Annotated in this window: 10 protein-coding genes and 1 tRNA gene; 7 read left to right on the top strand and 4 right to left on the bottom strand. The window is 37.5% G+C overall.

The features are described 5' to 3' along the window. Positions 1-168: 168 nt before the first annotated feature. The 3 genes from pgi to CER18_RS00870 form a co-directional block, all read right to left on the bottom strand. The gene (pgi, locus tag CER18_RS00880) at positions 169-1,833 is read right to left on the bottom strand and encodes a glucose-6-phosphate isomerase (RefSeq protein WP_100128230.1); all 1,665 of its coding nucleotides are present in this window, start codon (positions 1,831-1,833) and stop codon (positions 169-171) included. Positions 1,834-2,021: 188 nt separating this feature from the next. Beyond that, positions 2,022-5,159, bottom strand: coding sequence for an efflux RND transporter permease subunit (locus CER18_RS00875; RefSeq protein ID WP_100128229.1), 3,138 nt, complete (start codon positions 5,157-5,159; stop codon positions 2,022-2,024). Continuing rightward, positions 5,156-6,295, bottom strand: coding sequence for an efflux RND transporter periplasmic adaptor subunit (locus tag CER18_RS00870; protein ID WP_100128228.1), 1,140 nt, complete (start codon positions 6,293-6,295; stop codon positions 5,156-5,158). Before CER18_RS00870 ends, CER18_RS00875 begins: the two co-directional genes overlap by 4 nt. Before the next feature lie 361 nt (positions 6,296-6,656). Between CER18_RS00870 and CER18_RS00865 the strand changes: the two genes are divergently transcribed. From CER18_RS00865 to CER18_RS00845, 4 genes are all read left to right on the top strand, one after another. Beyond that, a tRNA-Arg gene (locus tag CER18_RS00865) sits at positions 6,657-6,733 on the top strand. A 778-nt stretch (positions 6,734-7,511) separates the two neighbouring features. After that, the gene (locus CER18_RS00855; RefSeq protein ID WP_100128226.1) at positions 7,512-9,185 is read left to right on the top strand and encodes a formate--tetrahydrofolate ligase; all 1,674 of its coding nucleotides are present in this window, start codon (positions 7,512-7,514) and stop codon (positions 9,183-9,185) included. A 186-nt stretch (positions 9,186-9,371) separates the two neighbouring features. Beyond that, on the top strand, positions 9,372-9,605 hold the full coding sequence (gene rpsU, locus CER18_RS00850) for a 30S ribosomal protein S21 (RefSeq protein ID WP_100128225.1): 234 nt from the start codon (positions 9,372-9,374) through the stop codon (positions 9,603-9,605). A gap of 1,528 nt (positions 9,606-11,133) precedes the next feature. Then, positions 11,134-11,694 carry an SH3 domain-containing protein gene (locus CER18_RS00845; RefSeq protein WP_100128224.1) on the top strand — a complete coding sequence of 187 codons (561 nt, stop codon included), beginning with the start codon at positions 11,134-11,136 and terminating at the stop codon, positions 11,692-11,694. Positions 11,695-11,740: 46 nt separating this feature from the next. On the opposite strand, the gene irrA is transcribed toward CER18_RS00845, so the two are convergent. Next, a complete protein-coding gene (irrA, locus tag CER18_RS00840; protein ID WP_100128223.1) occupies positions 11,741-12,253 on the bottom strand; it encodes an iron response transcriptional regulator IrrA in 513 nt (170 codons plus the stop codon). 234 nt (positions 12,254-12,487) lie between these two features. Between irrA and fabA the strand changes: the two genes are divergently transcribed. The 3 genes from fabA to fabI are packed head-to-tail and all read left to right on the top strand — an operon-like array spanning position 12,488 to position 15,141. After that, positions 12,488-12,997: a 3-hydroxyacyl-[acyl-carrier-protein] dehydratase FabA gene (fabA, locus tag CER18_RS00835; RefSeq protein ID WP_100128222.1), complete on the top strand. Its 510-nt coding sequence runs from the start codon at positions 12,488-12,490 to the stop codon at positions 12,995-12,997. A 56-nt stretch (positions 12,998-13,053) separates the two neighbouring features. Next, a complete protein-coding gene (gene fabB / locus CER18_RS00830; protein ID WP_100128221.1) occupies positions 13,054-14,274 on the top strand; it encodes a beta-ketoacyl-ACP synthase I in 1,221 nt (406 codons plus the stop codon). A gap of 48 nt (positions 14,275-14,322) precedes the next feature. Beyond that, positions 14,323-15,141 (top strand): enoyl-ACP reductase FabI, encoded by an 819-nt coding sequence (gene fabI, locus CER18_RS00825; RefSeq protein WP_100128220.1) that lies wholly within the window; start codon positions 14,323-14,325, stop codon positions 15,139-15,141. The last annotated feature ends 200 nt before the right edge of the window (positions 15,142-15,341 follow it).

The raw sequence follows: 15,341 nt of genomic DNA, 5'->3' as shown, positions 1-15,341 counted from the left end.
TTTAAAGCTCTTTATCGTTTTTACAATTTTTGAACTTTTTTTATTTTCTGTCACAAAAAACTAATTCAAAAAAATAAGAAAGCACAGTGTAAAATAGAGAATTATCTCATATTTCTCTCTCATTCTACCTTTGCTTAAGTTCGTACAGAATCTATTATCAAATTATATTTATTTTGCACGTCTTGCCTGAATATGGGCGAGCAACCCTAATGTTGAACTATCACGATTATCCGCTTCACTTTCTCCACGAAGAATGGGTAATAACTCTTTGGCTAATTCTTTACCAAGTTCAACACCCCATTGATCAAATGAATTAATATTCATTAAAATACCTTCAACAAAAATACGATGTTCATAAAGCGCAATGAGACGACCGAGTGTAAAGGGCGTTAATAAATCTTGAACCAACGTGATACTTGGACGGTTTCCTTTAAAACTTCTATGAAGCGCTAAGTGATCTGCTTCACGTTCATCAACGCCATTTTTTATCAAGATATGCCGAGCATCTTTAATACTACGCCCTTTCATCAAGGCTTTTGATTGCGCTAAACCGTTTGCTAGCAATATCTCATACATAGAACGTAAATTTTTCTCATGCCCTTTTACAAATAAAATGAATTCTACAGGAACAACATCTGTTCCTTGATGCAGAAGCTGAAAAAAAGCATGTTGACTATTTGTTCCTGAATCACCCCAAACAATCGGACCACTTGAAAAATTTAATGGCTTTCCATCCAGCGAGACTTGCTTCCCATTTGATTCCATATCAAGCTGTTGTAAATAAGCTGGAAAATGTATTAAGCGTTGCGCATAGGGAATGATAGAGCGTGATGAATAACCACAAATAACACGATGCCAGAATCCTAAAAGAGCAAATCGAATAGGAATATTTTTATGCAACGGCATGGTTTTAAAATGTTGGTCCATTTGCAGAGCGCCATTGAGAAATTGACGAAAATTTCGCCCCCCTATTGCAAACATAACAACAAGGCCAATGGCGGACCAAATTGAATAACGTCCTCCAACCCAATTCCAAAATTTAAAAACTCTGGTCGAATCTATGCCAAATTCTGCCACTTTATCAAGTGCACTCGAAACAGCGACAAAATGCGTATGAATAGCTTCTTCCCCTAAATGTGAACAAATCCACTGACGTGCAACTTGAGCATTTACCATTGTTTCAGCCGTTGTAAAAGTTTTAGAAGCAATGACAAAAAGCGTTGTTGCTGGATTCAAAATAGAGAGAGTATCCGAAATATGGGCACTGTCAGCGTTAGAAACAAAATGACAACGTGGACCATCATGATAAGGTTTTAAAGCATATGTAACCATTGCAGGACCAAGATCAGAGCCACCAATACCTATATTGACAATATCACTTATTCTCTTTCCACTGCTTCCCTTATAACGGCCATCACGTACCTTTTCAGAAAATCGTTCCATATCTTCAAGAACGTCTTGAATACCGGGAATAAGATCATGACCATTCACCACGAAAATTTCGTTAGCAGGTAAACGTAATGCAATATGAAGAACGGAGCGTTTTTCAGTTGTATTAATGGCTTGACCCGAAAACATTGCATCACGCCGGCCTAACACATCTGCTGCGACAGCTAAATCATCTAGAAGTTGCAACGTTTTAAATGTTACACCACATTTTGAAAAATCGAAAAGAAAATCATCAAGTCTGAGAGAAAAATGGGAAAAACGCTGGTCATCCTCTAAAAAATGCCGACGAATATCATAAACCCCATCCTTTGCAGCATGGCTTTTTAAAGCTCTTAATGCGACTTCAAAAGCCTTTTCATTTCGAATTGAAAAGCTATCTCCCATAAGCTTATCCTATATGGTTATTGATAATGAAATCTATACCCAAACAATAACAAAACAGAAAATGTTTCCTTGATTGCTCGCTCTTTTCACTGCTCACATAAAAAATGAAAGAATATAAAAGCAAAAACCAAGATCCGAAAATGATATTTTTACGAGAATAAACTTTCAAATCTTTTCTACTCGATACATCATTTAACTTGATTAAGCTCTTTTGTTAAGCGCAAATCTTCTTCTGCTTTTGATCTTATAAAACGGCCCAAAAAAAGATAAACAACCGGTGTAACATAAAGCGTAAAAATAGTCGCTAAACCTAAACCACCAACGATAACCCAGCCTAAAGCTATACGCGCTTCCGCACCAGCACCTTTGGCTAAAACCAAAGGAATCCCCCCTAATATAGCACAAATCATTGTCATACAAACTGGGCGAAGGCGAATATTTGCTGCTTCTTCTATGGCTTCACGCACGCTTTTTCCTTGGTCACGTAATTGATCTGCAAATTCAACAATCAAAATACCATTTTTTGCCATAACACCAATCAACAAAATTAATCCAATTTGACTGTAAATATTAAGACTCACACCACTTAAGAGCATAGCAATTACAGCACAACCAATCCCTAATGGGACAGTGGCCATGATAATAAAGCCTGAAATAAAGCTTTCAAACTGGGCCGCCAAAACCAATAAAATAATCACAAAGGCAATACCAAAAACAATTATAAAATTAGAAGATGTTTCATTAAGTGTTTCAGCTTCTCCTAAGGGAACTACATAGGTTCCTTTCGATAACAAAGGCGATGCAATTTTTTCTACAGTTTGGTAAGCATCCCCTAAAGTGATATCTGGAGCAAGATTTGCACTTAAAGTGATAGCGTTCATGCGCTTTTCCCGTTGTAATTGGGGGGCGATAGCCTTTTCATGCAAACGCGCAATAACCGATAAAGGAACGTATCGATTGTCTTTAGTCTTTAAAAAAATATTTTCTAAATCACTAGGGCTCTTCATGGAATTTTTACGCGACATCAATTTAACATCGTAAGAATGATCATCCACGTTAATGGAACCAACCTTTTTACCATCCAACATTGCTTGTAATGTATCGCCCAAATTGGTGATATCAATCCCTAAGTCAGAGGCTTTTTTTCGATTGATTTCAATAAAAAATTGCGGTTGTGTTGCATCAACAGTCAAACGTGGACGAATAAAACGCGGATCATCTTGTAAAGCACGTACCAACTTATCAGCAATGGGTTGTAATGTTTCATAATCATTGCCAAGAATTGCAAATTGTAACCCTTGCCCTGTTCCTCTCACGCCTAAAGAATTTCCCTGTGCAGCAAACACAGTAACTGCCGGAAACTGTCCAACCTTTGCATTAACATCTTTCACAATTTCTTGCTGACTGCGTAAACGTTCATCCCAAGATGAAAGTAATAAAACCAAAAAAGCAGTATTGGATGAACCAGCAAAACCCGCAATAGAGTAAGTGCTAGCAATCTCACCCGCATCACGTAATGGCTGTAGACTTGCTTCAATTTGTTCTACCTGCTCGTTCAAATATCGTGTTGAAATGCCTTGTGGTCCATTAATGACCAAAAAGATAAGAGCTCTGTCTTCAGCTGGCGTTAATTCTTGTTGAAGCTTCGTATAACCTCCAACGCAAAGAGCAGCAAAAACAAGTGAAGCAAAAACAACAGCCCAAGGCTTTCCTAAACACTTATGCAAACTGTAAGTATATGCATTATGAAACAAAGAGCCCAATTTATATAAAAAAGTAAAATGATGATGGGCGTTTTCCTCTTTCTCCTCAATATGTCCTTTGAGAAAACGTGAAGCCAACATAGGACAAAGCGTTAAGGCAACGACTGCAGAAAGCAAAATAGAAATTGCCAAAACAAAACCAAATTCTCTAAAAAGTCCTCCAACTTGTCCAGGAAGAAAGGAGATAGGGACAAACACAGCCACTAAAGTCAATGTTGTTGCGATAACAGCAAAAAAAACTTCACGGGTTCCTAACACTGCTGCGGCCCTAGAGCCTAATCCCATATTGCGCCATCGAACAATATTTTCCAGAACAACAATGGCATCATCCACAACAAGTCCTGTTGCCAAAACAAGTCCCAAAAATGTGAGAATATTCAATGAAAACCCTACAAGATAAATAGCTGCAATGGTACCAATCAAAGCAACGGGAAGAGATACAGCAGGGATCAGCGTTACACGAATGTCTCTGAGAAAAAGAAAAATAACCAAAATAACGCTTAAAATAGCAATGACCAATGCAACCTCAACCTCATGAAGAGCGCTTTTAATAAAAGTTGCATCGTCACTAATAACATCTATATGGACAGAAGAAGGAATGACACTTTTGAGATTATCAACAACGGCCCTTACACCTTTAGATATATTAAGCGTGTTGGATTGTGCTTTACGCACAATCCCTAATCCAATCCCTGTCTTTCCATTGATACGAAGAATAACCGTTTCTATATCGGGTGATAAAGTAACATGCGCAACATCACCAAGACGCACATGAGGCTTTAAAACAACTTGTTCAAAAGTTTCCGGTGTTGTTAAACGTGCCGTGGCACGAACAACTAAACTTTGCTTAGAATTGCGTAATGACCCTACTGGAACATCCGTTGTCATATCAGCAAGAATACGTGAAATATCTGCGACAGTTAATCCATAACTTGCAAGTTTTGCTTGATCTATATCAATCTGAAAAATCTTTTTACGAGCACTATCGACCTGTACATCACCAACACCATCAACAGCAGAAATCGCATCAACAATCTTATCGTCTACAACTGTTGTTAAATCATCAATACTCATTGTTGGTGATGTCACAACCAAATACATCATAGCAGCAGCATTCGAATCTGCTTTAATAATCAAAGGTGAATCTGCATCTTTGGGTAAAGTATAAGTAACGCGAGACAGAGCATCACGGATATCAGATGCTGCTACATTCAAATCAACACCGACATTAAAATCAATTTGCACACGAGAAAGTCCAAAAGAAGATGTTGAAGAAATCTTTTTAACACCTGAAACACGAGAAACAGCATCTTCTATAATTTTTGTCACTTCACGATCAATTGTTTCCGCTGATGCACCAGAAAATACCGTTACAACCGTTGTTACTGGCGTATCAACATCGGGTAATTCTCTTATATCAACATTCAACCATGCTGCAAATCCTGCAATGATGATAATGGCATTTAAAACAAAAGTAAAAACCGGTCTGCGAATAAATAAGGCAATGAGACTACTTTGCTCCACCTGCGACATAGGCTGTTTTGTACTCAATTCTTGGCTCATTGTATATCCGCTCCATAAACTGCTGATAATTGCTGTTGATTTAAATTTTGATTATCAATAGTTACTTTACTTCCTGGATAAAGCGTTTGCACTCCTTGAATAACAACTTGATCACCATCTTCTAGGGAAGCTTTTACAAAAACCTGATCCGCTTTATGCTGAATAATTGATACGGGAATAGACTCTACTTTTCCTTCTCTTACACGCCAAACAAATGACCCTTTACTATTCCATTGAACTGCAAGAGGATTAACGACAGGGAAAGAACCACCATGAAACTGCAAAGCAACAGAAAAAGACATACCAGACATGAGCGTATCTTTTTCATTATTGATTTCAACCTGAGCATGAAGTGTGCGACTCTCTGGATCAACAACATTATCAATCGCGTAAATATGACCAACAAAAGATTTATCTGGCCGCGCGGCTAATGTTGCCGTTACCTCATCCCCCTTATGAATCTGTGATACATACCGTTCAGGAGCCCATATATCAACCAAAATACGTTCTCTATTCTCAATATGACCTATTACAGTATTAAGGGTCACGTTATTCCCCGCATCAACGGGTAAAATACCAACAATTCCAGGAATCGGTGCACGAATTGTTCGCCGATCGAGATCTACCTCAGCATTCCGCAAAACTAAATTTGCATTATCCAACTCTAAACGTGCTGTAATTTCTTGAACTTCTGTTGCTGTATTGCTGGCGCGTAATTTAAGAATGCGTGAAAGCGTTAACGCACTATTATCACGCTGTACCTTTGCTTTTGCGGCCGCAATTTCCTCTTTTTTAGAATCAAGCTTTGCAATCACATCCCCCACTTGTACTTTTGCACCAGCAGACACAAAAAGCTTATCAATAACACCTGGTGATAAAGGGGTTAAATCTACTTCAGCAAGTGCTTGTCCACTTCCTAGAACGTTAAGGTGTTCATAAAAATCTTGAATCTTCACACGGTCAACGACAACATTCGTCGGTGGTCTTCCCATTTTTCCTTTTGGAGCTTTATACGATACACTTGCTTTATCCACTATAGAAATGGGTTGTTCCGCACTCTGTTTTCCAATCCAATAAGTAACCGTTAAAACGACAATTAAAAACACCAATGGAAAGATCTTTTTTAATAACGCCATACATTCACCTTTGCTGTGTCATGTTTATCTGAAATAGTTTTCAACGGTAATATCGGCGTTTTACAAAAAAACCAAACAGCAGGTATAGATCTTACCCCCCACCGCAAAAACATATATCATCTTTGGCTGACTATCGTTCATAGACAAAAACGTCAAGTTAACTATCGTTCATATTGCGTGATAAGATCACAGCAAGAAAATGCCCTTGTCAAAAATCCAACTGAAACTATCCTATATTATAACTTTTTTAATATCTCATAAAAAAGAGATTTTTTTTATGACAACCCAAGTTTCACTTGCATTTCTTTAATGAAACGATTAGGAACCATTGTCTTAGACAATGTAGAAAATCGAAATGTGTGCACCCGTAGCTCAGCTGGATAGAGCACCAGACTACGAATCTGGGGGTCAGGAGTTCGAATCTCTTCGGGTGCGCCATCTACTTAATAATTAATATCTTGCTCATTTAAGCCCTTTGAATTTCTTTTTATGTAATTTATTTTTTGCTTATCTTTGATCTTCTCATAGTTCTTTATTCCATTCTATTGTGAGTCGTTTTTTTAGCCATTTTGATAGAATAGAATATTGTGCGGCCTTCAATTCAATCCAAAGCGCTTTTTATGAGCAATCATCGTAGTGATTGCATGAGTTTGTATGTGTTATGGCTTTCTCGTCTCAATCTATGCTCTTATTTTTGATCTCTTTTGGATTACAATTTTTAATCAAGTGGATAATTTTTTACATGTTTATTTCTCTTTTCCATCAATGGATATTTTTGAATATTTCATTTTTGTCTACCCTATCTGAAGCAGAACTTTAGGTGTGCCACCACAAATTGCGGTTTACCACCCTCTAAAACTTCTTCAGTGTGCTATTCGAAACAACAAAATATAAGATATAAAAATCGCATCAATATCGCTGTGTCAAAAGTTTTTAAATGGACTACCCAAAGACTTCCTTCTGATATTCATCATTCGCAGATATTGAGAGTGATATTGCAAGCTGGCTAAAAACTTACCAAAACTTAAAACATAGAGATTCTTTTTTTCCCAAAAACGCGAAAACCCTTCTTGTGTTCTTTTAGCATTATCTCTTGCGCGACACATCATTGAACTCTATGATATCTTATACTTCCTATTCTCCATGGATTCTTCTCATTAATCCATAGAATACGGGTCGAAAAAGTTAATAAAAACTCAGTTTAAAGAATTTTTCCATGCCTAAAACAGATATTGAAATTGCTCGTACTGCTAAAAAGAAGCATATTACTGAAATTGCACAAAAAATTGGCATTTCAGATGAAAATCTTATTCCCTATGGCCATGATAAAGCTAAAATTTCTTCTGCGTACATAAAATCACTCAATAACAATCCAGATGGTAAACTTATCCTTGTCACGGCTATCAATCCTACACCTGCTGGAGAAGGAAAAACAACAACAACCATTGGACTGAGTGATGCTCTTAATCTCATTGGCAAAAAAACAATAGCCACCTTGAGAGAACCGTCTTTAGGCCCCTGTTTTGGTGTCAAAGGTGGTGCCGCTGGTGGTGGTTATGCGCAAGTCGTCCCAATGGATGACCTTAATTTACATTTTACCGGTGATTTTCATGCCATCACAGCAGCTCATAATCTTCTTGCCGCAATGATCGATAATCATATCTATTGGGGAAATACTCTAAACATTGATCCACGGCGTATTGTTTGGAAGCGCGTTCTTGATATGAATGACCGTGCATTGCGCGATATCATTATTTCATTGGGAGGCATCACAAATGGTTTTCCACGACAAACAGGTTTTGATATTACTGTCGCATCAGAAATTATGGCACTTCTTTGTCTCTCTGAAAATTTAGAACACCTTACACAAAGACTCAAAAAAATTATTGTTGCCTATCGTTATGATAAAACACCCATAACAGTCGCTGATCTCAAGGCAGAAGGCGCAATGGCAGTTCTTCTCAAAGACGCCATACAACCCAACCTTGTACAAACAATTGAAAATAATCCTGTTCTCGTTCATGGAGGACCTTTTGCCAATATTGCTCATGGTTGCAACTCAGTTATAGCAACAAAAACAGCTTTAAAACTGGCTGATTATGTTGTCACAGAAGCAGGATTTGGAGCCGATCTTGGAGCGGAAAAGTTCTTCAATATCAAATGTCGGCAAGCCGGTATTGTCCCAAATGCAACAGTGATTGTTGCAACGATTCGTGCATTAAAAATGAATGGTGGTGTGGAAAAAAATAACCTGACACAAGAAAATATCACCGCTTTAGAAAAGGGCGCAGCTAATCTTTTACGACATATCAAAAATATGGAACTCTACGGTATCCCTTGTATTGTAGCAATTAATCATTTTGACAGCGATAGCGATGTTGAAATAAGAACATTACAAAAAATAGTTGCAACAACTGGACACAAAGCACTTATTTGTAAGCATTGGGAACAAGGTGGAAAAGGCGCTATAGAACTTGCACAAGAACTTGTTGCCTTAATTGAAAAACAAGATTCCGATTTTAAAGTTCTCTATCAAGATAATATTCCTCTCGTTCAAAAAATTAATTGTATTATAACAAAGCTATACGGTGGGCGTGGCGCCATCATCTCAACTTCTATTCTTAAACAACTTGAATCTTGGGAAAAAGAAGGTTTTGGCACCTACCCTATTTGTATGGCAAAAACACCTTATTCTTTTTCTGCTGATCCCAAGCAATATGGTGCTCCTGTTGATTTTGAAATTCCTATACGAGAAGTTCGTCTCTGTGCAGGAGCCGGCTTTATTGTTGTCATTTGTGGAGATATTATGACCATGCCCGGCTTACCACATTATCCTGCCGCTGAAAAAATTTATCTTGACGAAAGTGATCAAATACAAGGACTTTCATAAGTTTATAACCGCAAACTCTATTATTCATTATAAAAAGCATTTTATTACAAAAAAGATAGAATTTTAAAAAGCGATATAGACAAATGTCTTATTTATATGATATAAGCCTCTGTCCTTTTAGATGTGCCTTTAAAAGGACGTAGGTTTTTCCTATCATTTGTGAAACTGAAAAAAGCAGGATAAATAGTGCAAGTACTCGTTCGTGATAATAATGTTGACCAAGCGCTCCGCGCGTTGAAAAAAAAGATGCAGCGTGAAGGTATCTTCCGTGAAATGAAAATGCGTAGTTATTATGAAAAGCCATCTGAGAAGCGTGCTCGTGAAAAAGCTGAGGCTATTCGTCGTACACGTAAGCTTGCTCGTAAGCGTGCGCAAAGGGAAGGCTTTGTTAGTAACGGACGAGCTGTGGCGGTGAAATAATACACTTTCGATGCATCATAGAGCTGCATAAGCAATAAAGAATAAGTTACCAGAAAATTTTATCTTTATAGGCAATTGCAAGAGGTTGCTTGTGTGTGGTTTTTTGTGTGAAATGTTGTCTCGTATTTTAGTTATATAAATTAACATGTTAATTATCTATAAGTGATAAAGTTTCTTGTTGTAAGGATAGAGTTTACTTTACTCTTGTAGTTTTCAAAGATAGCTAACCGACGATACTTTAGATATTTAAGAGATTTATTCTTATGTAAAATGTGGATTATATGTAAGGTGTGTTATTATCACTTTTCACTATAATTTCCCTCCCTCTTTTTATCTCTCAAATAACTGTTTCTTATATGCAAATCCCATGATGGTTTTCTTTTTTTGTTCTTAAATATTCTGCATCTTTCAAAGGTTTTAAATCAGATTACAAAACACAAATGGCTTTCATAATATGCGATTTTGTGTGTAAGGATATGAAAATACATAATCTTCTTTCCCTGCACTTATGTAATGAAACGATATAATTTTATAACTCTTTATATCCCTTTAATTCTATCCCTCTAAAGAATGAAGGATTTCAACTACGGCACTATAGATTCTTTTTTCTTGATAAATTTCTTCTACCCATCACTTATGTCATTAACCTCATAAGCGTATCAAATAAGTCCTACCCTTTCATAAAACTTTTTTATACTGAGTTGAAACAAAAGAAAATTGAAAATAAACAGAGAAAACGCTGTATTTTAAGATGAGAGTAAGCACCTTTTATCATTTTTGATGAAAATTTTTTTACAATTTAAATAACGCGTTAAAATTGATAACTTATTGATTTTTCTTCATAAATAATTTTTTTATATTCAGTAATAACTGTGAACAGCAAAGTTTCTCAACACCCTCTCATATTGAATCAATCAAGATTTTTTTCCTGTACATTATAAGCGGAGTTTGTCTGAAAATAGAATAAAAATGCTTCTTATGAATGTTCTAAACTTAGGAACTGCAGAACAATTGAATTATCACGGAAAACTATTCCGTTAAAAAGCTCTTCATATATTAATCTCCTCTATAATGTTGCTCATATTTTTACACTTAAATGCTTCATTCATCCGTGTTCTTTTGTCCATTCAAAACTGTCCTCTCAAGCTACATCTAATCCCTTTACTGAATAGTGTTCGTATTCATAACATGTATAACTGTGCTTTTATTTCGAGCAACAGTCTTGGAAAAAAGAGATAATATTTAGCTCTGATTTCCTATACAAAACGGCTCCAGCCACAATATACTTTGCTGTTTTAATATCTTTCTCATGCATACAGCGCGCTAAAAATCCAATATTTATTCACAATTATCCCCTCATAAACACTAAGAAATTCAAACCTTTGTTTTCCTTCTTTTGCTCTTCTCGTAACAATTTTTTCATTGTTTAGATCTCATTAACGAGCGATATGGCATAATTTTTATCAATCTCCAATCTTATCTTCCAGATTTTAAATGACCAATATATGACGAAATAAAGGAGTTCAGTGTGCAAAATTCTCGTTGGTTTCGCGTTTTAATGCTTGGATCATGTATCTTAATAGCAAAAGTCATTGTATTGGGTTCACCGCGTTTGTTGCACGCACAAACATTTAATCAAAATTTAGGCCCCAGTGGTTTACCACTTCCGCGATTTGCTTCAATTAAACCTACGCGTGTTAATGTACGCGTTGGTCCAGGAAGTAATTATTCCATCATTTTTACTTACAAAAAGAAGGGGTTACCTATTGAAATCATCCAAGAATATGATCAATGGCGCAAAATTCGTGATGCAGAAGGTGATGAAGGGTGGGTGTATCAATCGCTTTTATCAGGAAAGCGAACTGCTATAACTATTCCATGGCAAAAAGATAAAACAAAACGGCTGATGCTTCGAAAAAAACCCACCGACAACTCAGAACTTGTGGCAGAAGTAGAGCCTAATGTCATTGGCAATGTTCACCAATGCGATGGACAATGGTGCGAAATCACTCTTAATAATGTTCATGGATGGCTTCATCAGCCCCAATTATGGGGAATCTATCCTGATGAAAAAATAAAGGGTTGGTGAATGCTCAAGCGCATCAAGTTTAATTTTTATGCCTCATTGTATACGCTTACTTCCTATCACAAGATTGATCTTTTTGTTTTAATCGTACGATCAAATCAACATGTGAAATTTCCATACCTTCTGGTGGTGTAGGCAAATTCCCAATAATGGGCGATTCTTCCAAGTTACAAGGAATATCAAGAATACGATTTTTACCTTCTATATAAAAATGGTAGTGATCAGAGGTATTTGTATCAAACCAAGTTTTTGAGCCTTCCACGGCAATAATCCGTAACAATCCCGCTTCCGTAAATTGATGAAGTGTATTGTAAACCGTTGCTAAGGATACAGGAACACCTGCCCTCACTGCTTCCTCATAGAGCTCTTCAGCAGTAATATGACGATTTCCTTCAGAAAAAATCATATGCGCAAGCTCTAACCGCTGACGTGTTGGACGCAAACCATTTTCACGCAAACGCTTTTCTAATACAGAAGTGGAATAATATCGCACATCCTCTCCACACTCTTTTGTGGACTGTTGCTCTTCATTCATATCTAAATCGTCTGCATTTCCTGACATATTACAAACCAAAATATCTTCCTGCTTCAATAAGATAAAAATAGAAAAAAATGAGAACAATACGGTGCAATCTTGTATTCCATTTTTAAATAATTATCTATGTAGAATACATAAAAAAGGGCTTTTGTCATTAAAAATGATATAAAATCATTTCCCTCTCTTTAAAATTTGCTCTAAAAGTTAAGTTGGGGAAAAGCGCAGAAATAAAGATATATGCAAATAAATGGAGTAACCATGGCTGAACAAAAGTCTCGCTACACTTATGAAGAGCTTCTAAGCTGCGCTCGCGGCGAAATGTTTGGTAAGGGTAATGCGCAATTGCCGGCACCTCCAATGTTGATGGTTCATCGAATCACTCAAATCAGTGAAACTGGTGGCAAACATGATAAAGGAATGGTTCGTGCCGAATTTGATATTACACCAGACCTGTGGTTCTTTAATTGTCACTTTATAGGCGATCCCGTTATGCCAGGATGTCTTGGATTGGATGGTATGTGGCAATTAACAGGTTTTTTTCTTGGCTGGTTGGGCGAACTAGGGAAAGGAAGAGCGATATCAACAGGTGAAGTAAAGTTATCAGGTATGGTAACGCCACAAACAAAACTTCTTGAATATGAAATAGATTTTAAGCGTATTCGACGTGGAAATTTAGTCTTAGGAATAGCAGATGGATGGCTCAAAGCAGATGGAGAAACTATTTATAAGGCAAATGATTTGCGCGTTGCTTTATTCAAAGAAGGTTGAATTTATTTTCATCAGGAAGAATTTTTTACTATTCTGTATGGAATAAGGAGGTATGAATGCGTCGAGTTGTTGTAACCGGAATGGGAATTGTCTCCGCGATTGGAAATAATCCAGGGGCCGTTTTAACCAGTTTACGTGAGGCAAAATCCGGAATTTCTTACGCACCTCAATATGCTGAGTTAGGCTTTCGTAGTAGGGTTTACGGTAAACCTGATATTAATATAGAAGAACTTGTAGATCGACGTGCTCTACGTTTTCATGGGCGTGGAACAGCTTGGAATCATATTGCCATGGATCAAGCCATCGCTGATGCTGGTCTAGAGCCTCATGAAGTATCAAACGAACACACAGGTATTATTATGGGTTCTGGAGGTGCTTCAACGCAGTCAATTGTAGAAGCGGCTGATACTACACGCCAAAAGAGTCCAAAACGTGTTGGGCCTTTTGTTGTCCCTAAAGCGATGAGTTCTACAGCATCTGCAACACTGGCAACTTTCTTTAAAATAAAAGGGGTCAACTATTCAATTTCTTCAGCTTGTGCTACCTCCAATCATTGTATTGGAAATGCTTATGAAATGATCCAATATGGTAAACAAAAGCGCATCTTTGCCGGTGGCTGCGAAGATTTGGATTGGACACTCTCTGTTTTATTTGATGCTATGGGCGCTATGTCTAGCAGATATAATGATATCCCTCACAAAGCTTCACGTGCCTATGATGTCAATCGTGATGGATTTGTTATTGCTGGAGGTGCCGGCGTTTTAGTCCTTGAAGATCTAGAACTTGCTAAAGCGCGTGGAGCAAAAATCTACGGAGAAATCGTTGGATATGGTGCGACATCCGATGGACATGATATGGTTGCTCCATCAGGAGAGGGAGCAGAACGGTGCATGCGCATGGCTCTTGCAACAGTCAATAATAAAATTGACTATATCAATCCGCATGCAACCGCAACACCTGTTGGTGATCCTCCGGAAATAGAAGCTATCCGACGTATTTTCGGAGCAGGTGATCAATGCCCCCCCATTTCTGCTACCAAATCTCTAACGGGACATTCCTTAGGAGCAGCAGGTGTACACGAAGCAATCTATACATTATTAATGATGAACCATAATTTTATTTGTGAAAGTGCTCATATTGAAGAACTTGATCCAGATTTTGCTGATATGCCAATCGTTCGTGAACGACGTGATCATCAGCAACTGAATACTGTATTGTCAAATACTTTTGGCTTTGGCGGTACCAACGCGACACTTGTTTTTCAACGCTATGTATAAATGAAAGTTCTTGGTAATTGAAAAAAGTACGGTCTTACGGAGAATAATATGAAAGGTTTGATGGAGGGCAAACGTGGCCTTATTATGGGAATTGCGAATGACCATTCAATTGCTTGGGGTATTGCCTGTCAACTCGCACAAGCAGGAGCTGAATTAGCCTTAACTTATCAAGGGGATGCTTTCGGAAAACGTGTTCAGCCCCTAGCAGATAAGCTTGGCTGCAAATTAGTTCTAGAGTGTGATGTTGAAAAAATTGAAAATGTCGACGATGTCTTTGAGAAACTTGAAAAAGAATGGAAAACGATTGATTTTATTGTCCATGCTATTGGTTTTTCAGATAAAAATCAACTGAAAGGGCGTTACGTTGATGTTACAACGCGTGAAAACTTTCAACGTACAATGGTTATTTCAGCTTATTCCTTTACTGAAATTGCTCAGCGCGCAGGAAAGCTCATGCCAAATGGTGGAGCACTTTTAACCCTTACTTATGGCGCTTCACAGCAAGTTGTCCCTAATTACAACATCATGGGGGTTGCTAAAGCTGCTTTAGAAGCTATGGTCCGTTATTTAGCGGCAGACTTTGGCCCGCAAAATATCCGCGTCAATGCGATTTCTGCTGGTCCTGTTAGAACCCTAGCAGGTAATGGTATTGCGGCTGCACGTGCAATATTTTCACATCAACGCCGTAATGCCCCATTACGTCGTACTGTGGATATTCATGAAATTGGAAAGTCCGCTCTTTATCTACTCTCTGACTTGTCATCGGGCGTTACCGGTGAAATCCATTATGTTGATTCAGGCTACAACATCATGTCTATGCCAATACTTGAAGAACTGAAAAAAACTGAAGATTCCCAAGAAGGATAAAAATTCGACTTAAAAAATAAAATCGATCATCTGTAGAGTGCTTTAGTCTCGTATTGAATGCTTTCTCTACTAGACTGAACCTTGCGGAGACAGGTTTTAAGTCGAATCTTTGCATATATGATGACACACAATTCTCACCAAGGGAACACAACCAGCCACAGAAAAAAATCATTCTGAGAAAGCAAACGGCTTGTTGCAAA

The organism is Bartonella tribocorum (genome assembly GCF_002777915.1).
Classification (GTDB): domain Bacteria; phylum Pseudomonadota; class Alphaproteobacteria; order Rhizobiales; family Rhizobiaceae; genus Bartonella; species Bartonella tribocorum_A.
Note: the sequence above shows the minus strand (reverse complement) of the source record. Positions and strands in the feature narration are given on the sequence as shown.

What these genes read in the sequence shown, in the direction of transcription:
- pgi (WP_100128230.1), bottom strand. Translation starts at nt 1,833, where the DNA reads ATGGGAGATAGCTTTTCAATTCGAAATGAAAAGGCTTTTGAAGTCGCA.
- CER18_RS00875 (WP_100128229.1), bottom strand. Translation starts at nt 5,159, where the DNA reads ATGAGCCAAGAATTGAGTACAAAACAGCCTATGTCGCAGGTGGAGCAA.
- CER18_RS00870 (WP_100128228.1), bottom strand. Translation starts at nt 6,295, where the DNA reads ATGGCGTTATTAAAAAAGATCTTTCCATTGGTGTTTTTAATTGTCGTT.
- CER18_RS00855 (WP_100128226.1), top strand. Translation starts at nt 7,512, where the DNA reads ATGCCTAAAACAGATATTGAAATTGCTCGTACTGCTAAAAAGAAGCAT.
- irrA (WP_100128223.1), bottom strand. Translation starts at nt 12,253, where the DNA reads ATGTCAGGAAATGCAGACGATTTAGATATGAATGAAGAGCAACAGTCC.
- fabA (WP_100128222.1), top strand. Translation starts at nt 12,488, where the DNA reads ATGGCTGAACAAAAGTCTCGCTACACTTATGAAGAGCTTCTAAGCTGC.
- fabB (WP_100128221.1), top strand. Translation starts at nt 13,054, where the DNA reads ATGCGTCGAGTTGTTGTAACCGGAATGGGAATTGTCTCCGCGATTGGA.
- fabI (WP_100128220.1), top strand. Translation starts at nt 14,323, where the DNA reads ATGAAAGGTTTGATGGAGGGCAAACGTGGCCTTATTATGGGAATTGCG.